The organism is Bacillus taeanensis (assembly GCF_003318295.1).
In the GTDB taxonomy this organism is placed as follows: domain Bacteria; phylum Bacillota; class Bacilli; order Bacillales; family UBA6769; genus Maribacillus; species Maribacillus taeanensis.
Window position 1 is genome coordinate 89,576 of sequence record NZ_QOCW01000007.1, and the last position, 24,655, is coordinate 114,230.

26 protein-coding genes and 1 pseudogene are annotated in these 24,655 nt (G+C 34.6%); 15 read left to right on the forward strand and 12 right to left on the reverse strand.

Features of this window, described 5'->3' with window-relative positions; all coding sequences use genetic code 11:
• Positions 1-30: 30 nt before the first annotated feature.
• Positions 31-213: a hypothetical protein gene (locus tag DS031_RS08775; protein ID WP_113805687.1), complete on the reverse strand. Its 183-nt coding sequence runs from the start codon at positions 211-213 to the stop codon at positions 31-33.
• A 169-nt stretch (positions 214-382) separates the two neighbouring features.
• Here DS031_RS08775 and DS031_RS08780 point away from each other — a divergent pair, with 169 nt between their 5' ends.
• The 3 genes from DS031_RS08780 (at position 383) to spxA (ending at position 1,771) form a co-directional block, all read left to right on the forward strand.
• Positions 383-937 (forward strand): GNAT family N-acetyltransferase, encoded by a 555-nt coding sequence (locus DS031_RS08780; RefSeq protein ID WP_113805688.1) that lies wholly within the window; start codon positions 383-385, stop codon positions 935-937.
• 83 nt (positions 938-1,020) lie between these two features.
• On the forward strand, positions 1,021-1,149 hold the full coding sequence (locus DS031_RS24430) for a hypothetical protein (RefSeq protein WP_281269110.1): 129 nt from the start codon (positions 1,021-1,023) through the stop codon (positions 1,147-1,149).
• A 226-nt stretch (positions 1,150-1,375) separates the two neighbouring features.
• Entirely contained in the window at positions 1,376-1,771 is a 396-nt protein-coding gene (spxA, locus tag DS031_RS08785; protein ID WP_113805690.1) for a transcriptional regulator SpxA, read from the forward strand.
• Positions 1,772-1,809: 38 nt separating this feature from the next.
• On the opposite strand, the gene DS031_RS08790 is transcribed toward spxA, so the two are convergent.
• On the reverse strand, positions 1,810-2,484 hold the full coding sequence (locus DS031_RS08790) for a TerC family protein (protein WP_113805780.1): 675 nt from the start codon (positions 2,482-2,484) through the stop codon (positions 1,810-1,812).
• A gap of 381 nt (positions 2,485-2,865) precedes the next feature.
• Between DS031_RS08790 and mecA the strand changes: the two genes are divergently transcribed.
• The 4 genes from mecA to pepF all read left to right on the forward strand — a co-directional run bounded on the left by mecA (position 2,866) and on the right by pepF (position 8,478).
• Positions 2,866-3,537: an adaptor protein MecA gene (gene mecA, locus DS031_RS08795; protein WP_113805691.1), complete on the forward strand. Its 672-nt coding sequence runs from the start codon at positions 2,866-2,868 to the stop codon at positions 3,535-3,537.
• Between the two features lie 212 nt (positions 3,538-3,749).
• Entirely contained in the window at positions 3,750-5,273 is a 1,524-nt protein-coding gene (gene cls / locus DS031_RS08800; protein WP_113805693.1) for a cardiolipin synthase, read from the forward strand.
• A gap of 101 nt (positions 5,274-5,374) precedes the next feature.
• Positions 5,375-6,457, forward strand: coding sequence for a competence protein CoiA (locus DS031_RS08805; protein WP_113805695.1), 1,083 nt, complete (start codon positions 5,375-5,377; stop codon positions 6,455-6,457).
• 206 nt (positions 6,458-6,663) lie between these two features.
• The gene (gene pepF, locus DS031_RS08810; RefSeq protein ID WP_113805697.1) at positions 6,664-8,478 is read left to right on the forward strand and encodes an oligoendopeptidase F; all 1,815 of its coding nucleotides are present in this window, start codon (positions 6,664-6,666) and stop codon (positions 8,476-8,478) included.
• Between the two features lie 37 nt (positions 8,479-8,515).
• Here the strand turns inward: pepF and DS031_RS23560 are convergent, their stop codons facing one another.
• The 4 genes from DS031_RS23560 to DS031_RS08825 form a co-directional block, all read right to left on the reverse strand.
• Complete coding sequence (locus tag DS031_RS23560) at positions 8,516-8,692, reverse strand: hypothetical protein (RefSeq protein ID WP_181833070.1); 177 nt, start codon at positions 8,690-8,692, stop codon at positions 8,516-8,518.
• 281 nt (positions 8,693-8,973) lie between these two features.
• Positions 8,974-9,897, reverse strand: a complete 924-nt coding sequence (locus tag DS031_RS08815) for a ClpXP adapter SpxH family protein (protein ID WP_425451948.1) — start codon at positions 9,895-9,897, stop codon at positions 8,974-8,976.
• A 15-nt stretch (positions 9,898-9,912) separates the two neighbouring features.
• Positions 9,913-10,305: a globin domain-containing protein gene (locus DS031_RS08820; protein WP_113805699.1), complete on the reverse strand. Its 393-nt coding sequence runs from the start codon at positions 10,303-10,305 to the stop codon at positions 9,913-9,915.
• 146 nt (positions 10,306-10,451) lie between these two features.
• The gene (locus tag DS031_RS08825; RefSeq protein WP_113805700.1) at positions 10,452-11,048 is read right to left on the reverse strand and encodes a CYTH domain-containing protein; all 597 of its coding nucleotides are present in this window, start codon (positions 11,046-11,048) and stop codon (positions 10,452-10,454) included.
• Between the two features lie 174 nt (positions 11,049-11,222).
• Here DS031_RS08825 and DS031_RS08830 point away from each other — a divergent pair, with 174 nt between their 5' ends.
• Genes DS031_RS08830 through DS031_RS08845 form a run of 4 tightly spaced genes read left to right on the forward strand, consistent with a single transcriptional unit; the run spans position 11,223 to position 14,049 of the window.
• The gene (locus tag DS031_RS08830; RefSeq protein ID WP_142675762.1) at positions 11,223-11,603 is read left to right on the forward strand and encodes a UPF0738 family protein; all 381 of its coding nucleotides are present in this window, start codon (positions 11,223-11,225) and stop codon (positions 11,601-11,603) included.
• Positions 11,604-11,624: 21 nt separating this feature from the next.
• The gene (gene yjbM, locus DS031_RS08835) at positions 11,625-12,263 is read left to right on the forward strand and encodes a GTP diphosphokinase (protein ID WP_113805704.1); all 639 of its coding nucleotides are present in this window, start codon (positions 11,625-11,627) and stop codon (positions 12,261-12,263) included.
• Between the two features lie 51 nt (positions 12,264-12,314).
• The gene (locus tag DS031_RS08840; protein ID WP_113805705.1) at positions 12,315-13,109 is read left to right on the forward strand and encodes an NAD kinase; all 795 of its coding nucleotides are present in this window, start codon (positions 12,315-12,317) and stop codon (positions 13,107-13,109) included.
• 46 nt (positions 13,110-13,155) lie between these two features.
• Entirely contained in the window at positions 13,156-14,049 is an 894-nt protein-coding gene (locus DS031_RS08845; protein WP_113805707.1) for an RluA family pseudouridine synthase, read from the forward strand.
• A 36-nt stretch (positions 14,050-14,085) separates the two neighbouring features.
• Here DS031_RS08845 and prpE read toward each other — a convergent pair whose 3' ends face one another.
• Both prpE and DS031_RS08855 read right to left on the reverse strand, forming a co-directional pair.
• Positions 14,086-14,823, reverse strand: coding sequence for a bis(5'-nucleosyl)-tetraphosphatase PrpE (gene prpE / locus DS031_RS08850; protein ID WP_113805782.1), 738 nt, complete (start codon positions 14,821-14,823; stop codon positions 14,086-14,088).
• A 112-nt stretch (positions 14,824-14,935) separates the two neighbouring features.
• Positions 14,936-16,123 carry an FtsW/RodA/SpoVE family cell cycle protein gene (locus DS031_RS08855; protein ID WP_113805708.1) on the reverse strand — a complete coding sequence of 396 codons (1,188 nt, stop codon included), beginning with the start codon at positions 16,121-16,123 and terminating at the stop codon, positions 14,936-14,938.
• Between the two features lie 304 nt (positions 16,124-16,427).
• Between DS031_RS08855 and mgtE the strand changes: the two genes are divergently transcribed.
• The 4 genes and pseudogenes from mgtE to DS031_RS08870 all read left to right on the forward strand — a co-directional run.
• Entirely contained in the window at positions 16,428-17,792 is a 1,365-nt protein-coding gene (gene mgtE / locus DS031_RS08860; RefSeq protein ID WP_113805709.1) for a magnesium transporter, read from the forward strand.
• Between the two features lie 28 nt (positions 17,793-17,820).
• Positions 17,821-19,674, forward strand: coding sequence for a monovalent cation:proton antiporter family protein (locus tag DS031_RS08865; protein WP_113805710.1), 1,854 nt, complete (start codon positions 17,821-17,823; stop codon positions 19,672-19,674).
• A gap of 126 nt (positions 19,675-19,800) precedes the next feature.
• A complete protein-coding gene (locus tag DS031_RS23565) occupies positions 19,801-19,944 on the forward strand; it encodes a hypothetical protein (protein WP_181833071.1) in 144 nt (47 codons plus the stop codon).
• A 22-nt stretch (positions 19,945-19,966) separates the two neighbouring features.
• Positions 19,967-20,251 (forward strand): annotated as a pseudogene (locus DS031_RS08870) (SDR family oxidoreductase); the annotation flags it as partial.
• Between the two features lie 88 nt (positions 20,252-20,339).
• Here the strand turns inward: DS031_RS08870 and DS031_RS08875 are convergent.
• The 4 genes from DS031_RS08875 to DS031_RS08890 all read right to left on the reverse strand — a co-directional run bounded on the left by DS031_RS08875 (position 20,340) and on the right by DS031_RS08890 (position 24,644).
• Entirely contained in the window at positions 20,340-21,404 is a 1,065-nt protein-coding gene (locus DS031_RS08875; RefSeq protein ID WP_113805711.1) for a hypothetical protein, read from the reverse strand.
• Between the two features lie 247 nt (positions 21,405-21,651).
• Complete coding sequence (locus DS031_RS08880; RefSeq protein ID WP_113805712.1) at positions 21,652-22,596, reverse strand: glycosyltransferase family protein; 945 nt, start codon at positions 22,594-22,596, stop codon at positions 21,652-21,654.
• Between the two features lie 177 nt (positions 22,597-22,773).
• A complete protein-coding gene (locus tag DS031_RS08885; protein WP_113805713.1) occupies positions 22,774-23,553 on the reverse strand; it encodes a HipA family kinase in 780 nt (259 codons plus the stop codon).
• Positions 23,550-24,644 (reverse strand): glycosyltransferase family 4 protein, encoded by a 1,095-nt coding sequence (locus tag DS031_RS08890; RefSeq protein ID WP_113805714.1) that lies wholly within the window; start codon positions 24,642-24,644, stop codon positions 23,550-23,552. Before DS031_RS08890 ends, DS031_RS08885 begins: the two co-directional genes overlap by 4 nt.
• Positions 24,645-24,655: the final 11 nt, after the last annotated feature.

Genomic DNA, 24,655 nt, shown 5'->3' on the forward strand with positions numbered 1-24,655 from the left:
TAAATTTCAAAAAGTATAAGACAGTAGTATTTATGATCTCCTGCGGTCAACACTTATCCATCCGCCTTGTAAATCAGTTGACTTTAAGAAGCTTTCGTCACCTTTTTTTCCTTTGAATATCCTACCAATTCCAAAGGAAATCATACCAAGAAATGCTGTTGAACCAATAATGAAAATGGCTAATAATGTTAAATCTCCAAAAAAAGCACCCATATTACCATCCTTTCCTTATTGAAGCAATTTCACCCTTTATTTTAACGAATGTTTCAAGAAAAGAAAAGCGGGAATACTAATAAAAGAGATGAAATATGTGTGATAAATCAGACTATTCTTAAAAGACATAAAATTTATGTTATAATATAAGAAAAAGAGAGGTAGATCAATGAATTGGTACGAAAAGCTGAATCAGTACTTTCCAGTGGAAGAAATGAAATCGAAAGAGCATATGGAGCTTTTGCTTCAGGAAAAAGGAGATATCTATCATAAAAGCGAAGGACCGCATCATGTGATGATGTTTGCAGAGTTTGAAGATTTTCTCTTTATTGATTATTTATTTGTTTCGAAAAGTGCTAGAGGTCAGGGTATCGGTCATCAATTGCTTGATAACTTAAAGAAAAAAGGGAAACCAATTATTTTGGAAGTAGAGCCTGTGGATGAAGATGAAGCAGATACACAAAAAAGGCAGCGCTTTTATAAGCGAGAAGGCTTTGAGAATGCTGAATCAATTGGGTATAGAAGAAAATCATTAGCTACAAATCAAATTAATGAAATGGAAATTCTATTCTGGTCTCCAAGCAATGAACCGGAAGAAAGTATTTTTAATAAAATGAAACATACGTACGAAAATATTCATACGTATAAAGATATTGAATTATATGGAGCGTCATATCAAGATGTAGAAGACGTGCTTGTTATGAAAGAACCAATTGAAGAGTAAATGTGTATAATAAAGCAAACAAAGATTTATAAAATATTGAAATAGATAAGATGCTGTGTTTTATTGAAAGGAGGGTATGCTTTATGAAGCAAAAAGACAAAAAACGTAAGAAAAAGCGTGAGGTGTTAAAAGATTTGCTTAAGAAAAAATTAAAAAAATGGAGCGCGCCATCTCCAAAAGAACCAGCATCTTCATCTAAATCATCAGCATAATGATTTACAAATTATAACAGGAAAGCATGTTGTTTTCCTGTATTTTTTTATTTTTTTTTAAAATAGGGTTATCTTTTAAAATATGGGGTATTTAGTAGATAGAGCAATAGTGGCGATTTCATGAAAGTCCTATCAATCTTGTCAGTTTTATAGTATAATACATATAAATTAATAACTTTTAGTAAGAAACTAAAGTTGTTTTAATTTTGAAAGGAGTGTACCATTTATGGTAACTTTATATACATCTCCAAGTTGTACTTCTTGTCGAAAAGCAAAAGCTTGGTTGAATGAACATGATATTCCTTATGTGGAACGAAATATATTCTCGGAACCATTATCATTAGAGGAAGTCAAAGAGATTTTACGAATGACTGAAGATGGCACAGATGAAATTATTTCTACACGTTCAAAAACATTTCAAGCATTAAATCTTGATTTAGATTCTATGCCGCTTCATGATTTGTTTGAAGTAATTTCTAAACATCCAGGTTTACTTCGTCGTCCAATTATTATTGATGAAAAACGCCTCCAAGTTGGATACAATGAAGATGAAATTCGCCGTTTTTTACCAAGAAGAGTACGCACGTTCCAATTAAGAGAAGCACAACGACTTGTAAATTAAAAAAGCTTCTGCGGCTGATGCTGCAGAGGCTTTTGTTTTTATAAGTGCACACGGTTTGATTTAAGGCGTTTTGTCATCCACCCGGCAAGAAGTACAGCGCTAATGATTGCTGCCTGTACACCATATTTGAGAAGGGGGTCATATTCAAATATTCTAAGGAACTGCTCTTCCTCCACAATCATGCTTGACGCTGTGTACGCTAAAATTCCCGCTCCTATGTATATAAGAAAAGAAAATTGTTCCATTAGTAGTAAAATCATTTTGCTTCCCCAAATAATGATGGGAATGGACACAAGCAATCCGATAAGCACAAGAAGTAGATTTCCGTGTGAAGCTCCGGCGATTGCTAACACATTGTCTAAACCCATTGCAATGTCTGCGAAAACAATTGTTTTTACAGCGCTAAATAGCGTGGTTTCCCCTTTTATATTTTCTCCCTTATCGTCTTCAACTAAAAGGTTATAGGCGATAAAAAAAAGCAAGATACCTCCTATAAATAAAAGGTAAGGAATTTGTAAAAGGTATACTGTAACAGCTGTTAAGAAGACGCGGACGACAACAGCTAGTCCAGTTCCAAGCACAATTGCTTTATTTCGCTGCTTTTCAGGTAAATTTCGACTTGCAAGTGCTATCACTATGGCATTATCACCACCTAAAACAATATCAATTGCAATAATGGTAAGAAGAGAAATGAGAAAGTCTGCATCAAAAATCACTTATTTTAACTCCTCTCTAAAACTACTTTATATGTTTAATCTTACGCATGCATTTTTTATTCATGCCGGCATTTGTTATTTAAAGTAGAAAAGAGATATAAAGATAATTTTAGCGAATTTTACAAGGATATAATAAATATATGTAGAAATTTTATGATAGAAGCCTTTTTTATTTCCATTATAGTAGGTTTTATCATAGAATAGAATTACACTATAAAGCATGTTTCTCAATAAAAAATAAGGGAAATATGTAAATATAGCTGGTTCAACGCATAGAGAAAGCGCCTTGTTAATAAGTATAAGAAACAAGGTTAGGAGAAATGCTCGGAGAGAATGGCCCCTTCCGAGTTTAAATAGAAAGAAGGGAGCGAATTGTTTATGGATATAGAGAGAGTAAACGAACATACAGTTAAATTTTTTATCACCTATAGAGATATTGAAGATCGTGGTTTTGATAAAGAAGAAATATGGTATAACCGTGAGCGCGGTGAAGAATTATTCTGGGAAATGATGGATGAGGCTCATCATCAAGAAGAGTTCCCTCTAGAAGGACCGCTTTGGATACAAGTACAAGCACTTGATAAAGGGTTAGAAATCATTGTAACAAAAGCACAGCTTTCAAATGATGGATCAAAACTTGAGCTTCCGATTGGAGAGGACAAACAGGTAGATCTTCCTGTTGATGATAATATTGAAAAATTATTAGATCAACAGTTTAAAAAGAAAAACGAGGAAGAAGAATTTGATTTTGAGAATGAAGATTATTTATCATTTCTTATTGGTTTTAAGGATTTTGAAGATGTAATTTCCTTAAGTCATCATTTTAATGGCGAAGAGGTTGTGAACTCTTTATATGTATATAAAGACTCTTATTATCTTTATGTTACATTTGAAGAGGACAGCTCTGAGAAATATCAAGATGATCAATTAAGTCAGCTTCTTGAATATGGATTTGAATCAAACTTAACAATCTATATGTTAGAAGAATATGGAAAAGTGATTATGAAAGAGGCTGCATTAGAGCAAGTAAAAAAGCATTTTTCATTGTAATTGAATTTTTAAAAAATGAACCGATTTTCCATTGTGAAGGTCGGTTCTTTTATGAGATCTTTCCGAAAGATTACAGCAGGGAAGTTTCGATCTAGTTTGAACTGCATTAAAAAAAGGGATAATACATATAAGTTCACCATAAAGATTGGACATCCATTCACGGTGTTCATAAATGAAGTTGCGATATATAATGCAAATGAGGAGCATGTAGAATGAAGAATAGAATACAAGTAATCGCAGTACTAGGAGTAATTACAGCAATCATGTTCATCATAAAGCCGTATTGGGAAAATTGGTTGTTAGGCGGATTAAGTATTCTGTTTTCTGTGACAGCCTTTTTTATTGCCTTTTTAATTTTTTTAGAAAATCGTCATCCTTCTAAAACGATTACATGGTTAATTGTTTTAGTGGTTTTTCCTGTTGTTGGCTTTATTATTTACATATTATTTGGGCAAAGTTACAGAAGAAGAAGAATGTTTCGGGAAAAAGCTGTACAAGATGAACAGGCATTTATGGAGTTTGAAGGAAATCGGTTAGTTGATGAAGAAAAAATGGGAAATATGGGCGATCATCAGCAGCTTCTGTTTCGATTAGCTCATCATCTTGGAAAAAGCCCAATCTCTTTTGATACAAATACAGAAGTTTTAACAAATGGAAAAGAGACTTTTAATAAAATAATTGAACAATTAAAGAAAGCAAAGCACCATATTCATTTAGAATATTATATTGTTCGTGATGATGAGTTAGGAAACCACATTAAAACCATTCTTATGGAAAAAGCAAAAGAAGGAGTAGAAGTGCGATTTCTTTATGATGCGGTAGGGAGTTTGAAGTTATCAAAACATTATATAAAAGAGCTCCGAGAAGCCGGTGTAAAGACGGTACCTTTTTTACCAGTAAGAATTCCGCTGTTGAATAACAAAATTAATTTTAGAAATCACAGGAAAATTGTAGTGGTAGACGGAGTGTATGGGTTTGTCGGCGGCTTAAATATTGGGGATGAATATTTAGGGAAAAATAAGTATTTTGGATTTTGGAGAGATACGCACCTTTTAGTTGAAGGTGAGGCTGTTCGAACATTGCAGTTAATTTTTTTGCTCGATTGGTTTTATATGACGGATGAAAAGCTGTTAACGGCGGAATATTTATCTCCTAAAAAAATTGCTAATGATGATCAATCAGATTCACTCGGTGGTGTTCAAATGATTGCTTCAGGGCCTGATCATGAGTGGGAAATTATTAAACATTTATTTTTTTCCATGATTGTCTCAGCGAAAAAATCAATCTGGATTGCTTCGCCATATTTTATTCCTGATGATGATATTTTAACTGCTTTAAAGGTAGCTTCTTTAAGCGGAATTGATGTTCGTTTGTTAGTTCCAGCGCGTCCAGATAAACGAATTGTTTTTTATGCATCTCGTTCTTATTTCCCAGAGCTTCTTGAAGCCGGAGTAAAGATTTATGCGTATCAAAAAGGATTTATGCACAGTAAAATTATGATTGTTGATGAAGAGCTTGCATCAATTGGAACCTCAAATATGGATATGCGAAGCTTTCATTTAAACTTTGAAGTTAATGCTTTTTTATATCGAACAGTGAGTACAAGAACCCTTGTGCAGGACTATGAAAATGATTTAACTGTTTCAAAAGAAATTCATATTAATGACTTTAAACAAAGATCGTTATTTCAGCGCATTGTGGAATCATTATCACGATTATTATCACCAATTTTATAAAAGCAGCTATTAAGCTGCTTTTTTAGCTGAAGAAGTGCTTGTGATTTGGTTGAGCGCTCGTTAAAATAAACTTAGAAATCTAATAAAAAGAAGGTGAATAAATGTTAGTCGCTTATAGGGAGAATGGAGAAAGAATTTCGCTCCTCGAGTCATGGGATAAGAAGGCGCTTGAGCGGTTGCGAAAAGAAACGACCTTTTATTGCCCAGGTTGCAAATTGGTCGTTCAGTTAAAGCTTGGTAACAGTAAAAAGTGGCATTTTGCACATCTCGCCAACGCAAATTGCCAGGTCGAAAGCGAAGGAGAATCTCTTTATCATATTCAAGGAAAAACGTTATTGTATCATTGGCTCAAAAACCAAGGGATAAAAACAGCGCTTGAACCTTTTATCCGCTCAATTAAGCAGCGTCCTGACCTCCTAATTCATACCCATCACTATTATCCTCTCGAATTTCAATGTGCAGCAATGAATTTAACTCTCTTTCAAAAAAGAACGATTGCTTTTCAAAATTTGCAATTAAATCCTTTATGGATTTTGGGAGGAAATCGGCTCAGGCGTGTCACGCATACAATTTTTAAAGTGCACGAAATGGATTGGTTGTCCCTTCGAATGCCTCATCAATCTTCTTCTCCTATTCTTTTATATTTTTGTCCAGAAACAAAATGCTTCGCCATTTTATCATCTCTTATTCCTATTTCACCTTCTAATGTATGTGCAAAAATTCAGTATATCCCTCTTCATTCAATGAAGATCCAGACGATTCTTTATGGAAAGGGTATTGCTCCTTTTTCGCTTAATATTCCTCAGTGGCTCGAACAAAAAAAGCATTGGCGATTTTCTGCATTGCGAACTTCTACCCCTATTTATCAGTATATAAGAAAAATATGCCAATCTGTCGGCATTCCACTTTCTTATTTCCCTTCATTAGCTGGTCTTCCGGGTCGCCATTTATTTTGTTTGAAAACGCCATGTTTCCTTTGGCAAACCTGGATTCTCCTTCATTTCTTACACCCATTACCTTTAGGTTCTACTTTTTCCCTTTCCAATCTTCGCTATTGTTTTAATAAGATGATTCATAAGGAATTATTTATAATTAGAAATCTTCCCCTCATCATAAATCAACATTTCACTTCTGCAGTTTCAAGAATATTTACATTTTTTAATTCAATATGGATTAATTATTAAAAAAAATCATTTCTTTCAAAAAATTCGCGAGGTACCAATTCCGTCATCGATAGAGGAAGCTACCCTTCAAGACCAACAAGTCATTGAGGCAATAAAGCTTTCATTATAAAGAATGATGGGTAAAGAAGTATGAAAGATGAAATTATAAGGATAGTACGTTAAAATAATGTTAGGAAAATATTTCATAAATTAATGGAGGTGTTCGCATGACGAAAGAAAATAAACAAAATGCTTTACCGAAACGAAATGAGGTTCCAGTTGACCAAACATGGAATCTAGAAGATATTTTTCCATCAGATAGTGACTGGGAAAAAGAATTTAACGAAGTAAAAAAAATGATTCCATCTATTTCAGCCTTTCAAGGTAAGTTAGGTGAATCAGCTGAAACACTATATGAGATGCTACAAACACAAAATAATGTTTCCATGCGCTTAGGAAAGCTATATACATATGCACATATGCGCTATGACCAAGATACAACTAATTCCCACTATCAAGGTTATAATGATCGTGCAGCAAACCTTGCGACACAATACAGCAGTGAATGTGCGTTTATCGTACCGGAACTGTTATCAATTCCAGAAAAAACGCTTGAATCATTTGTTACTTCATATGAGCCGTTAGCACTTTATAAACATGCTTTAGATGAAATAAATCGACAGCGCGCCCATATTCTATCAAAAGAAGAAGAAGCATTGCTTGCAGGGGTAAGTGAAGTAACAAGTTCTCCAAGCACAACATACGGAATGTTAAATAATGCTGATTTAAAGTTTCCTTCTATTAAAGATGAACATGGAGAAGAAGCAGAAGTAACACATGGACGTTATATTCGGTTTTTAGAAAGTGATAACCGCGATGTGAGAAAGTCTGCATTTGAAGCAGTGTATTCCACATATGATAAATTTAAAAATACTTTTGCAAGCACCTTATCGGGTTCGGTTAAAAATCATAATTTTAATGCGCGCGTTCGAAAATATGATTCTGCACGTCAGGCGGCGCTTGATAACAACAACATTCCCGAAAAAGTGTATGACAACTTAGTCGAAACGATTAATGACCACCTGCATTTGCTTCATCGATATGTGAAGCTTCGTAAAAAAGTACTGAAACTTGATGAGCTTCATATGTATGATCTTTACACACCGATTGTAAAAGATGTAAAGATGGAGTTTGCTTATAAAGAAGCACAGGAAACAATCTTAAAAGCGTTAAAACCGTTAGGAGAAGAGTATGTAAATATTGTGAAAGATGGTTTTGAAAAACGTTGGATTGATGTGTATGAAAATGTAGGAAAACGAAGTGGTGCTTATTCTTCCGGCACATATGGGACAATGCCTTATATTTTAATGAATTGGCAGGATAATGTGAATAATTTATTTACCCTTTCACATGAACTAGGGCACTCTATGCATAGTTATTATACAAGAGAAACACAGCCATATCCTTATGCTAATTATTCAATTTTTGTTGCTGAAGTAGCTTCAACTTGTAATGAAGCATTATTAAACAATTATTTATTACAAGTAACAGAGGATAAAAAGAAAAAGCTTTATTTATTAAATAATTTTTTAGATGGCTTTAGAGCAACCGTGTTTCGTCAAACACAGTTTGCGGAGTTTGAGCAGCTCATTCATGAAAAGGCTGCAGCAGGAGAAGCATTAACACCTGAATTGTTAACAAATCTTTATTATGAACTTAATCAAAAATACTTTGGTGATGACATTGTGATTGATAAGGAAATTGGTGTAGAGTGGTCGCGCATTCCTCACTTTTATTACAACTTTTATGTGTATCAATATGCGACAGGTTATAGTGCGGCAGCTTCTTTATCAAAACAAATTCTTGAAGAAGGTCAGCCTGCAGTAGAACGCTATATGGAATTTTTAAAGGCTGGAAGCTCTGATTATCCAATTGAAGTATTAAAGAAAGCAGGAGTTGATATGACTTCTTCAGCACCAATTAAAGATGCATTAAAAGTATTTGAAGAAACATTAGTAGAGATGGAAAAATTATTGTCATAATAAAAAACAGGCAGGTATGATACCTGCCTGTTTTTTATTATGACAATCCTTTAAACCGGTTTTGGTTGTTAATAGCATGAAGGGTAAAGACCACAGCACTTAATAATAAAAGGCCACCGAGAAGACGAGGAAATAGCTGTAATAAGCTTAATATAAATAAACAAAAGGTAATCATAATCAACACGAGACCTACAATAATCCAGCTTTTTTTCATGAAATTCCCCGCAATTTTAATGTAATTCGTATTTTTAGTATATGAAGGAATATAACATTTATGAAGGTTTATTATAAGTAATATAGTTAACCCAAGATGCCTGTTAACAGCATGTGACCATAAAAAAATTGACAAAATTGTGAAGAGATGATAAAGGGTGTTGAGTAGTTTAAAGAAAGCTGTTATGAAGATTTTCCCATAAACCCCTTTAGTGGAAACTCTCCAATCCCCTTTATAAATAAAAAAGCTAGGCTTATTACGGCCTAGTTTTTTATCATGTTTTATTCAATATAACGCCAAAATGTTCCATATTTGACGGGAACGCGCTCTACTTTTTGTTTTAAGACAAGCTTTTTCATTTCTCTTTCCACTTCTGTACATGTTACGTCGTAAACAACGGATATTTCCTTTGTTGCAACAAACTTATAATTTTTTAAAAACTCTTCAATGGGAGGAGGTTCTTCTGTTTTAGGTGCTTCACCTAACATTTCTGTTAAGATTGAAACATATACATTGTATGCATAATTTCCGGTTACTTTAAGGCCCTCATCTTCAACTCTTTCATTGAAGAAAACAAGTGTTGGGAGCTCTTCAACTTCCATTTCACAAGAAATTTTTAAATCGCATTGAAACGCTCTTAGTGCTCCTTCAGAATGCAAATCTTTTTGAAATTCTTTTAAATCTAATCCAGCTTCTTTGGCGCATTCCATAATAACCGGCTCTCTCGTAATGTTTTGTTTTGCTAAAAATAAAAATTCACGCATTTTTCTTAAAAATCGTACGCCGGCTTTTTTTCCTTGAAGCTCCGCAGCCTTAATCGCAATGGATGCAATATAAGGGGTAGAAATTGGATCTTCATGCCATAAATCACCGTTGCATGACATTCCCGTACGGTTTGCGGTTTTTTCCCATTTTATTGCAACATCTTCACAGCGGTGAATGCCTAAATTCTTCTTTTTAAATGTATTAAGATGATCGAGCTTACTACCAATTAAATAAATAAATTTAATATAATGCCCATATTCGGCTTGGAGCTTTTTTACAATCGGTTCCAATGCCCAGCATTCCGGACAAAGAGGATCGATAAACGTATAAATTTCAATAGGTTTTTTGGAAGAACAGTGCTGGGAGATGTTTGACGGTTCGGGCAGTTCTCTGTTTTCTAATCGACTATTTGGATTAGACCCAGCTTCAAAAAATATCACGATTATTTCTCCTTTCTAATCAAGTTCATTAGCGTGATTCACCATATGATGGGCTGTAAACGTAAGTCTTGAAAAAATTTGTTCACGCCAAGGACTCGGGATACCGACTTCAGTCAATGCTTCGTTCATACAGGTAAGCCAAGCAGAAGCACGTTCTGGTGTAATCACAAACGGCATATGTCTTGCTCTTAACATAGGATGTCCATGTTCTTCAGAATAAATCGGCGGGCCTCCTAAAAACTGTGTTAAAAATTGAGTTTGTTTTCGAGCTGTTTCTGTTAAGTCATCTGGAAAGATTGGTGCTAAGTCTGGGTGTTTACTAACTTTATCATAAAACACGTTAACAAGCTTTTTTAATGCCTCGTGGCCGCCGATGGCCATATAAGGGGTTTGATCTTTATCGGTCATTTCGAATCTCCTTTTTTAGACAATCGCAATTATTTTTTTTAAAAAAGAAATGATTGTATTAAGAATAAGTAAGTTTTAAAAAGGAAGTTAACTTTATTTTAGCAAGTGTTGATAAACTCGGGCAAACAATGTGATTTGTAAAGTTTCTATTCATTGCTATGAAAGGTTTTTTGGCGCTTTTTTTCATCAAAAAAACGTTTGATTTTATTGTTTGTTTTGCGCATTGGTATATGATGGATGTGAAGCAGCCTATTAAAATCATCTTTTCCAACTGCTGCATTTTTTACTTCATATTCTAGTTCATAATCTTCTTTTCCTAAATAAAAACTGTGATCAAGCACAAGAAGTCCTTCTTTATAGCGTGTTTCAGCCCGATTTGTTGTTAAATCTCCTAAAAATATAAGTGTATTTGGAGAAATATTCAGTAACAAAAGGATGCTTTTTACTTCTCCATCTGGAAAAACTCCATCTTTTAATGTTTGAAATTGTTCTTTTGAAATTTGTTGATTTGTTTCAAGAAGCCCATCAGGATGAGGCTGTTTTAATGTCAATTCATAGTTGTTATTTTTTTTTCGGACCCTTAATGCGGATTTTTGTCCCGCTAGTGAAAAACTTTTAGTATCAAAGTAATAATTTATCTGAGAAAAAAATGACTGATTAGTAAGTGAAAATGCTTTTTTTAATGTATTAAATTCTGTTTTCGTTAATAAATTTTTAAATTCAATTTCAACTTCTTGACTCATTTAAAAAACACTCCTTCATAAATAATAAAATTAAATGAAAACAATGTAAAAATCAAATAATATTATTTCATATTCATTGATCTTTTTCTAATTCTAAAAAAATCTGCCGAGTTGTGATAAACTAAAGGTGGATGAGTATGGTTATTACATAGAAACATTAGGGAGGAAATAATGGTGACACAACGATTTAAAGCAAGTGAAGCAGCAATTAATGACAACATCCTATATTTTAATATGACAGAGGTATTTAAAAATTTTAACGGCCTTCGTGACAGTGAGCGAATGCTTGTTGATTCAGATAACCTATCATTTATATACATACTAGATAGTGAAGCAGGATTTGTATACATTGATTTCCCGGAACAAACATGGTCTTCTTTAAAGGAAATGCTTGATAAAGACCTTGAAGCCGTATTACAGGCAGAAAATAATGAGGTCATAAAACTTAGTGCAATCAAACAAGAACTTCAATATTTAGTTCATAATATTGAAGGAAATACAAATTATGGTGAGGAAATGATGAAGGAAGTTGAAAAGAATTTCCTAAATGAATAATGTTGTTGGCGGTGGTGTGAAATGGATTGGGATTTATTTTTAGCTCCATATAAGCAAGCGGTAGACGAACTGAAGGTTAAATTAAAAGGAATACGTAAACAATATGAAAAAACTTCAGATCACTCACCAATTGAGTTTGTTACAGGACGTGTGAAGCCAATACCGAGCATACTAGAGAAATCTGTAAGAAAAAATATTGCAATCGATCGGCTTCAGGAAATGCAGGACATTGCAGGACTGCGGGTGATGTGTCAATTCGTTGAAGATATTAATCGAGTTATTGCTCTTCTTAGAAAGCGTAATGATATGGAAATAGTAGAAGAACGCGATTATGTTTCAAAGCAAAAGCCGAGCGGCTATCGCTCTTATCATGTTGTGCTGCTTTATCCTGTTCAAACAATAAATGGAGAAGAGAAAATTCTTGTTGAAATACAAATTCGAACGCTTGCGATGAATTTTTGGGCGACAATTGAGCACTCATTAAATTATAAGTATAAAGGTGCTATGCCGGAAGAAATAGCCGATCGTCTGCAGCGAGCAGCAGAAGCAGCTTATCGATTAGACGAGGAAATGTCACAAATCCGTGATGAAATTCAAGAAGCACAGCGTGAATTTATGAGAAAGAAGGAAGAAAAGGAACAGTCTGAGTCAGACACGTAAAAATGATTTTTTTCATACAGACATAATTTTAAAAAGCAAGGTGTTGATACTATGAAATTTGCAGTCATGTCAAAAGGTGATGAAGTTTCAAATAAACTGCAGCAGCGAATTAAAACGTACTTAACAGATTTTGAACTAGAGTACGATGATCACGAACCAGACATCGTCATTTCTGTCGGAGGGGATGGCACTCTTTTATATGCCTTTCATCAATATTCAGATCGTTTAGAGGAAACAGCATTTGTTGGTATACATACAGGCCATTTAGGTTTTTACGCAGATTGGGTGCCAGATGAAGTTGAAAAACTTGTCATTCATATTGCGCGCACACCGTTTCAAATTGTTGAATATCCTCTTTTAGAGGTGATTGTTCGCTATTTAGATGGAGGAAAGGAAAACCGTTATTTAGCTTTAAATGAATGTACGGTAAAAAGTGATGAAGGTTCTCTTGTAATGAATGTTGAAATTAAAGGGGAATTATTTGAAACGTTTCGTGGTGACGGCTTATGTATTTCAACACCTTCAGGAAGTACGGCTTATAATAAAGCATTAGGCGGTGCCATTATTCATCCTTCTCTTCCATCGCTGCAGCTATCTGAAATGGCTTCTATTAATAATCGGGTCTTTCGTACTGTCGGTTCACCCCTTGTACTGCCTCAGCATCATACGTGTATGCTGAAGCCTGTTAATGATGTAGACTTTAGAATTACGATTGATCATTTGTTTTTACTGCATAAAAAAGTGAAGTCAATTCAATGTCGTGTAGCAGAGGAGAAAATTCGCTTTGCTCGTTTTAGACCATTTCCGTTTTGGAAGCGAGTAAAAGAGTCGTTTGTAAAAGATTAACCTTGCTGCTTGTTCATTATAGGTTTTAGAGGAAAGGAAAGAAAGAATGGACTGTTTTGTTATAAAATGGACTGTAAAAAAAGCGCACGAAGGGTTACTCCTTCGTGATTTTTTACGTCATGAAAAGCAGATTTCAAGAACACTGTTAACCGATATTAAATTTAAAGGCGGTAAAATCGTTGTTAACGGAAAAGAAGAGCGGGTGCGTTATGAAGTCAATGTTGGCGATCAGATCGAAGTTTATTTTCCAAAAGAACAAAGAAGTGAAACAATGAAGCCTATCCATCTGCCGCTTACGATTGTGTATGAAGATGATCATTTCTTATTAGTTAATAAACCGCCAAATATTACAACCATTCCATCAAGACAAGAACTGAATGTATCGCTTGCCCAAGCTGTTCTTTATTATTATGAACAGCATCACATTCCATCAACCATTCATGTTGTAAACCGGCTTGACCGCGATACATCAGGACTTGTTTTAATCGCTAAACATCGTTATGTGCACGATCTTTTATCAAAACAGCAAAAACAAAAAACGATGAAGCGCACTTATCTTGCGTTTGTCCACGGCATCGTGGAAAAAGGAAAAGAGAAAATTAATCGTCCAATCGGCAGAAAAGAGGGCAGCATTATTGAACGTGAAGTTCGTGAAGATGGACAAGCTGCGGTTACTCATTATCAGGTTCTTGAGCAGTGGAAACAGTACGCACTACTAGCACTTTCATTAGAAACCGGACGCACTCACCAAATTCGTGTCCATATGGCTTCTCTACAACACCCATTACTAGGAGATACACTATATGGAGGAAGAAGAGATTTTATTAATAGGCAGGCGCTGCATAGTCATACGCTTACTTTTTATCATCCGTTTTTAGAGAAAGTATTAACTTTTAAAGCGTCCTTACCTGAGGACATGAAGCAATTAATCATTAAATAGGTGAAGGGAACAGCCCCTTCACCTATTTAATGATCTTTAATCAAAGTTTTGAAATTTTTCTTCGACATATGGCATTGAAGAGGGAACAGAGACAACTTCTGCTTCAGGATAGCGAAAAGCGGATAATTTACCGCCAAACACACATCCTGTATCAATGTTAACTGTACGATTTAAAAAGCGCGGGTCTTTAACTGGAGTATGGCCATATACAATCCACGATTCTCCTTCATCAACTTTCGCCCAATCCCTTCGTATAGGTCTTCCATCTGGATGGGTTTCGCCGGTAATATCACCATACAGTACAAATGTTTTAACTTTTTTATCCGTTCTTCCAATATAACTTCTTTTTATTCCGGCATGGGCGACAATAAGTTTTTGATTATCAGCTGTTATATAAAGAGGAGCGTCTTCATAAAGTTTTTTAAATTGAGCGGACACTACTTCTTGTCTTGCGCTGTCCAGTGCTTGAAATTCAGCAACCGTGGTTTCTAGTCCATGTTTTATTTGCACGTTACGGCCGAGAAAATAGCGGTATAATTTATCACAGTGATTTCCAGGCGTATAAAGAGCGAGCTTATTTTGAACAAGTGTATAGGCTGTTTCCATTACTTTAATCGAAAGTGGACCGCGATCTGTTAGATCACCAAGAAAAATTAATTTTCTGCCAGCAGGATGGATAGGGTAGCCGGTTTCCCAGCTGTAGGCTAACTTCTTTGTTAATTGAACAAATTCCTCATAACAACCATGAATATCCCCAATAATGTCATAGCGCACCATATTTTCACCTTCTTTTTTTATGTATACTTCCTATATCGTACCCAATTAAAAAATAATAAAAACGAGGTAGACATGTTGAAGCCAACCCCGTTTAAAGTTGTTTATATTTTTAGTCAAACATATATTTTCTTGTACGCGAGGCAACGTTTAGGACTAAGCCTATTGCAATCATATACGTTAAAAGGGAGCTTCCTCCATAGCTTACAAATGGCAGTGGAATACCTGTAATTGGAAGAAGACCAATGGTCATGCCAATATTTTGAAAAACTTGGAATGTAAGCATGCCGATAACGCCCGCACAAAGAAAACTACCAAATGGATCATGGCTTTCAATTGAGATATGGATAACGCGATAAATTACCATAAAAAAGACTGAGACAACGATACTTGCTCCAATAAAGCCGTATTCTTCCCCAATAACCGTAAAAATAAAGTCTGTATGTGCTTCGGGAAAGTAAACAGTCCCGTTATTAAATCCTTTTCCTTGAAGCTGTCCAGAGCCAATTGCTTTTAAAGAAGTAATTAAATGATAGCCATAGCTTCCTGCGTATTCATAAGGCTGAAGCCAACCGTAAAAACGAGCAAGCTGGTAGCTGTCTAAAATATAATCTTCAAAAAACTTCGGAAAACGAAAATAAATTTGAACGAGCACAAAAATGGCAAGTGAAAATGTTGATGCTGCTCCAAATAATATTCGCCAGCGAATGCCGCTAACAAGGATTAAACTTGCGACAATCGCTGAGAGAACCATCGCCGTTCCAAGGTCAGGTTGTTCCATTACAATCGCAATCGGTAAAAGAGATGTTAACAATATTTTCCCAAGTAAAATAAAGTCTTCTCGTAGTTCACGTACTGCATATTTTTCATTATGGACAATAATAATATGACTTAATGAAATAATTAAGAAAATTTTCATGAATTCAGACGGCTGAATCGAACCAAGACCTGGTAAAACAAACCAACTTTTCGCACCGTTGCGAATTGGCGCCAATTCATAGCTTCCGATATACTCCGGACTAAAACGAAGCAGAAGCAACAGAAAAATTCCGAACCCATATAAATACCATGAAATCTGTTTAAAGCGGTCAAAGTCAAGGATCATTGTTGCTAATATAGCAACCGCGCCAATCATATACCACATTACTTGTCTAAGAACAAAATTTATTTCGCGTAAATGAACTGGCAGTGAAAATTGCGCACTATAAATTGCAATTGAACTAATACAAAGAAGAAGAAATATAAGAAATAATAATGTATAATCAATTTGTTGCCATGGGGAGTTATTATCTTTATTCATAACAGAGTTCCTTCCTACAAAACAGTTTAATTAATAGTGGGTACTTAAGTACAATATAAGTTCCGCCCTCTAATAGTTTATCGAAAAAAAGTCGGTTTGCAAATGATTCATGAGATAGAATTTTAAAACAATATATTATTATATCACCCTTTTATCATTATAAAAGGAGTAAAATTATATATTAATCTATTGCGCATTTAAAAAAGATAAGTTATTGTTATCGTGCGCTTAAAAATCCCTAATAAATAAGAAAGTAATCGTAATAGAAAGAAATAAAAAATTGAATATGGGGGAGGGGATTTAGATGACTTTTGAAACAGAACAAAAAGAAAAAGAATATTATATGCAAATTATTGAAGCGATTGAAAATGAGGATATTGATTTATTTCGCGAAAAGTTTTTAGATCTTCATCCTTATGATCAAGCAAAGTTTTTTCTCACTCAAAATGAAAATGGTAGAATGCAGTTATATACATATTTGTCGCCTGAGGAAATGGCTGGTATTTTTGAAAATTTAGAAGTAGAAGAACAAGAGTTGTTTATTTCTGAAATGGTTCCAAGCTATGCAGCCGAAATGCTTGGTTCTATGTATGCTGATGATGCAGTAGACGTTTTAAATGAATTAGAGGCAGAGCAAGTAGCAAGCTATTTAACAATTATGGATGATGATGCAGCAAGAGAAATCAAAGATTTACTGCATTATGAAGAGAAAACGGCCGGCAGTATTATGACAACTGAATTTGTGTCGATTCGCACACATCAAACAGTTAAAGAAGCGATGCAAATTTTAAGAGAAGAAGCACCTGATGCGGAAACAATTTACTATATTTTCGTTGTGGATGGAGAAAAAAAACTTGTAGGAGTTATTTCGCTTCGAGACTTAATCATTGCGAAAGAGGATGAATATATTAAAGACCGAATGAGTGATCGTGTGGTTTCTGTTTCAGTTGGAGAAGATCAAGAAGCAGTCGCAAAAACAATGAAAGATTATGACTTTCTTGCACTCCCTGTCGTCGACTTTCAAAATCATTTACTCGGTATTATTACGGTCGATGATATTGTAGACGTTATTGAAGAAGAAGCCTCCGAAGATTACTCGAAATTTGCTGCTATTTCAGATGTTGATACAGTCGATAATAATCCATTTTCCGCCGCTCGCAAACGGTTGCCATGGCTCGTTATCCTATTGTTTTTAGGGATGATGACGGCAAGCTTAATTGGACGTTTTGAGGAGACGCTTAATAAGGTAGCGATTTTAGCGGTATTTATTCCATTAATCGCAGGAATGGCAGGGAATACAGGCACGCAGGCACTGGCTGTTGTGGTAAGAGGAATTGCCACCGGTGATTTTGAAGGGGAAAGTAAATTAAAGTTAATTATAAGAGAAGCAGGAACAGGGTTAATTTCAGGCTCGGTTTGCGGTATTCTAGTTACATTTATTGTTTATTTTTGGAAGGGGAATTTTTTTCTTGGACTTTTAGTCGGTTTTTCATTATTATGTACTTTGGTTGTCGCTACATTAGCGGGCGCATTAGTACCGCTTGTTATGCATAAATTTAAAATTGATCCAGCGGTTGCTTCAGGTCCTTTTATTACAACTATTAATGATATTATTAGTATTTTAATTTATTTTGGAATGGCGACCGCGTTTATGAACTATTTATTGTAACGAGTTTTTGCTAAAAAGGAGGGAGTTTATGGAAGCACATGCATCCGTCTCATCATTGCTTATTGTTGTATTAGTCGCATTTTTAATTCCAATCCTGCTCCATCGTTTTCGACTGCAGGTCATTCCAGTTGTTGTCGCTGAAATTATCGCTGGAATTATTATCGGTGAAAGCGGCTTTAATATTGTTCACCAAGATGTTTGGTTAGAAACACTTTCTTTATTTGGTTTTATTTTTCTTATGTTTTTAAGCGGACTTGAAATTGATTTCTCATTATTTGCGAGAAATCAAAAACGTAAAAAGCTTCCCAATGGAAAGGAAGAGCCAAACGGATTATTTGTTTCTACCCTTGTTTTTGTCGCTATTTTAGTTCTTTCTTACCTTTTATCGGTATTATTCGTTTGGATGGGCTTTATTGACAATGCCTTTTTAATGACACTTATTATTTCAACGATTTCATTAGGGGTTGTTGTACCGACCTTGAAAGAAGCCCATTTAATGAAGACGGGCATTGGACAAACGATTTTATTAATAGCGGTTATTGCCGACTTAGCAACGATGATTTTATTAGCAGTATTTGTTTCGCTTTATTCAAGTGAACAAACAAATACATGGCTCTTACTTGTTCTTTTTGGAGCAGGGGTATTATTTTATTTCCTTGCAAAACAACTGCGCAATTTATCATTTATTGAGACGATGTCAAAAGGAACAGTTCAAATTGGCACACGAGCAGTGTTTACATTAATTATCGTGTTTGTCGGGCTTTCTGAATCGGTTGGAGCTGAGAATATATTAGGGGCCTTTTTAGCTGGTGCGCTTGTTTCGCTTCTTTCACCAAATCCTGATATGGTGCATAAACTTGATTCGTTCGGATACGGCTTTTTAATTCCAATCTTTTTCGTTATGGTTGGTGTAGAGCTTGATATCTGGTCATTGTTTACAGATCCGAAAGTTATTATATTAATTCCGCTTTTATTAGTTGGCTTATTTTTATCTAAAATTATTCCAGTTGTTATTTTAAGTAAGTGGTATGATTGGAAAACTGTTGCAGGATCAGGAATTTTATTAACCTCAACGCTTTCCTTAGTCATTGCGGCAGCTGAAATTGGCGAAAGAATGGACATGATTTCAGCGCAAATGTCTTCTGCACTTATTCTTGTAGCTGTTATAACGTGTGTAATTGGTCCAATTGCTTTTAAAAAGATTTTCCCTAAGCAGGAAGATAGTCATCATGTAAAGTCTATTTCCTTTATTGGGGCCAATCAATTAACACTTCCTTTATCACTTGAATTAAACCCTAATGATTATAAAACGTGTTTGTATCATACAAAGCAGGATAAAGTGAGTGAAGATCGTCAAGCAAATTCATTTGCCATTCAAGAGCTTACCAGCTATGAAGTAGCTGATTTAAAAAAAGCGAATGTGTTTGAAACAGATATTGTTGTTATTTCTACAGGTAATGATCAAACGAATGCAGAAATTGCCGTTTTTGCAAAAGAGTATGGGATAGAACGGGTTATTGCTCGTACGGAAACACCGGAACTAGGAGAGTCATTAAGAGAAATCGGTATTGAAGTATTTTCTGTTTTCTTCTCGTCTAAAGCATTATTAAAAGCATTAATCGAATCACCGAGTGTAATGAACATTTTTACAAAACAAGAAAATGCGCTTTTCCAAATTGATATGCACAATACAGATTATGACGGCATCGCTCTCCGCAATTTCCCGTATTTAGGAGATACGATTATCGTTCGGATTTTTAGAGGGAAAGATTCAATTGTTCCTCATGGTGATACAGAGTTAAAAATTGGTGACCGGATTATTGTAACAGGAAGTAGGGAAAGTGTAGAAGAATTAAGAGAATTACTTAGCTATTACAGCTGAATCGTTATTTATAAGGGTCAGGCACAAATTGTTGTGCCTGACCCTTTCACTTATGGTTTCATGAATGAACAGGGCTTTACATCGTTCATACTAGTAGTAAAGTAATGTTGTGAAGGAGGAAAAAGGTTGGTTCCAACAGTTGTATGCCCAAAATGTCAACGTGAAGATTCATTAGAAAACGTATTAACGGCTCAATCCAATCAAAACGTCATTTATAAATGTTCTTCGTGTCAGTATGAAATAAGAAATATTGAAACAAGCAAAGGCTGAAGAAGTCACTTCCTTATTGATGAAAGCTTCTTTAGATGCAAGTGTAAAATATTTAGCGAATGATTTAGGAAAAGAAGGAATTCGCGTAAACGTCATTTCTGCAGGGCCGATTTGTACGCTTGGGGCAAAAGGAATTGGCGACTTTAACTCAATTTTAAAAGATATCGAAGAGCGTTCGCCGTTTCGCCGTACAATCACACAAGAAGAAGTAGGGGACACGGCTTTATTCTTAATGAGTTACTTATCCCGCGGTATTACGGGTAAAAATATTCACGTTGACAGCGGCTATAATATCTTAGGACAATAATACAAAAAAACGAAGTTAACTCATAAGGATTTGATCCTTTGATTTTGAGTTAGCCTCGTTTTTTTATTGACTTATAATTTAATTGTTTTTATTGTTTCTCCAGCTTTTTAATAAGATCTAATAAGTCTAAAGCATGTTGTTTTACCCATTCTTTTTCAGGAGTTCTATTTTCGGGATTAACGGATCCATTTTTACTAATCCACCATTTTATAAGATAACATTTATGAAGGATTCTTGTGGAAATATAGCTATCAATAAAAGTGTTCCATGTAATAGGTGTTGTGCTGCTATACTTATTCCATGCATTGAAGTAGGATTCGAGAGCAACTGTTGCTAATGAACCTTGGGGAACTGACTCCCAAGACTCACCAATAAATTCCATTAACACACTCATTGGGCAAATTTTTATTCCTTCAAAGTCTACAAAATAAATCTGCTTACTTGATTTTCTTACTAAAGTGTTATATTTCGACACATCACCTGGGTGCAGTGTTAGCGGAACAGAATAGATTTTATCAATTAAATACTGCCGTAAATCACTATTAAGTTTTTGAAAAAACTTAACTAAATGCTTACCCCCTAAATCCATTACGATATCTTGATTATTTTTTACAGATGCGGCGGTATCTGTAAATATCCAATATATTTTATCTTTTGCATTCAAGCCGTTTAGTAAGTCGTCAGTACTCCACTCACCATAATGACTGTTTTTTATAGTAAGAGCATTTTTATCTCCATTCATATAGTTTTGTATCGGCTTTTCCCAATGGGCTGCCCAAATCCCTAAGTTCTTAAACGTTTGTTTTACAACTGCTTTATCCTTAAAATCTGGGTTATATCCATCAATCCATTCAATTACCAATACTAATAAATCAGGATTTGTTTGACATGTGATTAATTCTGGGATTTGATCTTTTACTGGTGTGGATAAAGCATCATAAAAGAATAGTTCTCGGGCAAAATATAATCCTTTTCCATATTTAATAAACATAGTTTGAATATGATTTGATGAAGGTCTCTTCCAATCGATTCGTTCAATAATTTTTTCTTTATGTTCAAGAATCGATTCACGGTTTAAGATTTCTACTTCTTTAAAACCAAGAATTTGCGCTAATTGAGTTGTATTTATTTTAGGTATAGACTCTAAATTCATTATTCACTTTCCTCCTAGAACCAACTCAGTATTTCCATGATAATATCTGGATAACAATACTTTTTATATAGATTCACTATATAGATTCACTATAGAGATTCACTATAGAGATTCGACATAGAAAAAAGACTGTATTATTTGTAATATTGTAATATGACAAAGACCATTGTTCGACCAACAGAAATGAACGAGCAGTTTTTTAGTGCATATAAAATTTTATCCATTAAATTATTACTATTGATTAACTTTATTTTTTCTTTCTCTCATTTTTTAAAATCTTTTCAATCATAGTTACTAATTCAAGCGCACGTTGGGAAGTAGAGTGTTTCCGGTGTACTAGTTGAAATCCGTTTTTAGCAATCTTCTTTCGTTTCTCTTCATTACGTAAGTAATAAGCTGCTTTTTCTTCAAAATTTTCTTCATTAATGGAAACAAAATGAACATCTGGCACAAAACCTAAGTCTATAAGTTCTTTAGAAGATGATGCTAATAATAGGGTATTACATGCCGGGACTTCGAAATATTTGGCAATTGGATACTTATATTGGGAATCACAAGTAAAAAAGATTTTTGCTTTATTGATTTCTTTTGCATATTTTTCCCCTGCAAATACTTTTCCTTTTTCATGTTCTTCAATGTTTCGATAACCAGGGTGTTGATGATAAACAAAACCTGGTTTATTTTGCATGGTTTCGATTATTTTGTATCGAAGTGGGTATACTCGATGGTGAACTGCTCCCATTATAAGATAATCAATTTCTTTAGGTAATGCATAATCTTTAAATATTTTCGTGTTGGCATGCTGTGGCAGCCAATACATTTTATCGGAGAATTCAGAATACCATTCATAGAACTTATCTCGATAATGAGAAAAAATATATTTTACATTCATACGATCTAATGCAGATTTTCGCTCTTCTAACCTATGGTGAATATCGTATAAATAGACAGCGTACGGTATATCTAATGATTCAAGTCCGGTAATGGTAGGTGAGTTTGATTCACCAAATTCGTTTATAAAAATAAAATCTGGACGTACATTAAGCGTGTTTAGGATTTCGTGAATATCACCTGATTTATGCCAAACTATTAAGTCTGTCAGTTTAGAAACTTCTGTTAATAAATAATGAAAGTCTGGAGAAATATAACGGCTAAAATCTCCCGTTGTAACAAGAAGTTTAATTTTTTTCATACATTTCCCACCCAATCTTTTTAATAGAAATATAGACCAGAATAATTTAAAATAACATATGATATGTTTGATAGTAGTGTGAGGATATACTAATTGATAATCGATTTAATACTGCAAGTAACCAGTTATGATCGATATTTTATTAGGATTATAATGAAAGTCTGATCGGCAATTTTCTTACTCAGTTTTTTTGCTCTCTTTATGAAGCGGCCAATAAACATCTTTGATAAATTTATGAACTAAATACGGCAGTACTTTATCACGTCTATAGACAAGTATATCAATAAGAGCTTCTCGTTCATCTGCAAGCAGTTCCCAATCAGCTGGAATAAAGGAGACGATTTCTTCGATCATTAGCCGAGGGATGGATTGAATGATTTTTACTTGTTCTTTAAAATCTTTTTCATCAATAATAAAAGAAGCCATTAAGCTGTGCGTAGCACTTTTAATTACTTTTTGTTTTAAATGGCTTAAATCTAAAAGACTCCAGCGTGTAGAACCGAATGCTTTTGCATGATCAATAATGTATAAATAATGAGTGTCTTCTTTATGTTCCTTTAGTAAAATATTTTTCTTTGTACGATCGGTATTGTAAATCCAATAATCTAACAAAATAATAGCGGCTAAATGATTGGTGTTGCGAATATGAGTAATTGATGTTTGATGACCGTTTCGGCAGTTTGGAATATAAAGGCTTGCAAATTGATGGGGCGTGTATTTTAAATGAGAAAAAGTCGGCATCTTCTCATAAAAATCTTTTGGAATTTGAACGATTTTTGCCGGCGGTATCGGTAGTCCCAGAAAGCGGGCGAAACAATAGCCAATCCATTCATTACAAAGTATTTTTGGCTCATCTGGTTGAAAAAATTTCACAATGTACTCATTTCCGTCATCAAATGAAATTAAATGAGCGTTTTTACTGTCATATAATTTAAGATAAGTTATCGGCTGAATCATTGTTTTTCCCCTCCAACCAGTTTCTTTAAGAGGTGAACATAATTTTCAGCACATGTTGAGAGAGAAAAGTGCTTCATGACCGTCTCTCTTGCTGCTTTTGATAGGTTTTCATAGTGTGTTTCATTATCAATAATGCGGTAAATTTGCCGTGCCGCACCTCTTACATGTTCTTCTCGATAAAGACGCCCTGTTTTCCCATGCTTTACAATTTCAGGAATAGCTGAAATCTGCGGAGCGACAACAGGTACTGCGCATGCCATCGCCTCAATAAATGTATTGCCAAATGATTCTTCTTTTGTTGTTGCCAGCGTGCATCCTCCTGATTTTCTTATCTTTCCATAAACATGAGGCATTTGTTGATAGGGGATAACAGGAAACCATTTGATGATGTCAGTTAATCCTTCTTTTTTCCATGCTTCTTTAAATTGTTCTCGTTCCACACTTTTTGCACCGCCAATTAACCAAAATTCAATATCATTTCGTTCTTTTTTAATTAATTTAGCGATCTCAAGCAATAGACGCCAATTCTTTCGTTTATCCACTCTTCCAATCCAGCCTATAATTTTTTTGTTTTCTGGGAACACTGGTTCTGAATCTAGATTTAATTGATCTTCCGCTAACGGTCTAAAGAATTCTGTATCAATGCCATTGTTAATGACTTGAATGGGAAGGTCTTCATTTATAAGAATGGAGGTGATCCGTTTTTGATAAGTAGAAGGAACAATGATAAGGTTTGGCTTAACTTTATCAAAATCTTCAATATGAGGTTTAAGTTTAATTAATTCAGGTGTACGCGATTCAACAATAACTGGTCCTTTATATCGTGCTTTTGCGAGCCATTTATAAGCTTTACCTGTATCAACGACAACTACGGCATCATAGTTGTTTTGTTGAATAATATCTATAATTTCAAGCTTAGCTTTTGTTAAGTAGACATTGGCGATATCCTGCATCATATGCATTCCGCCAAGATCTTTTGTATAGAGAAAATCAGTTGCAATCCCATGGTTTTTTAAGTGAATCGCTCTGTTACGCCAGCCTGCATTTACGCCCCCGACTGTTAAAAGCCGCCATATTACAAGAATTTTCAAAGTGCCTCCTC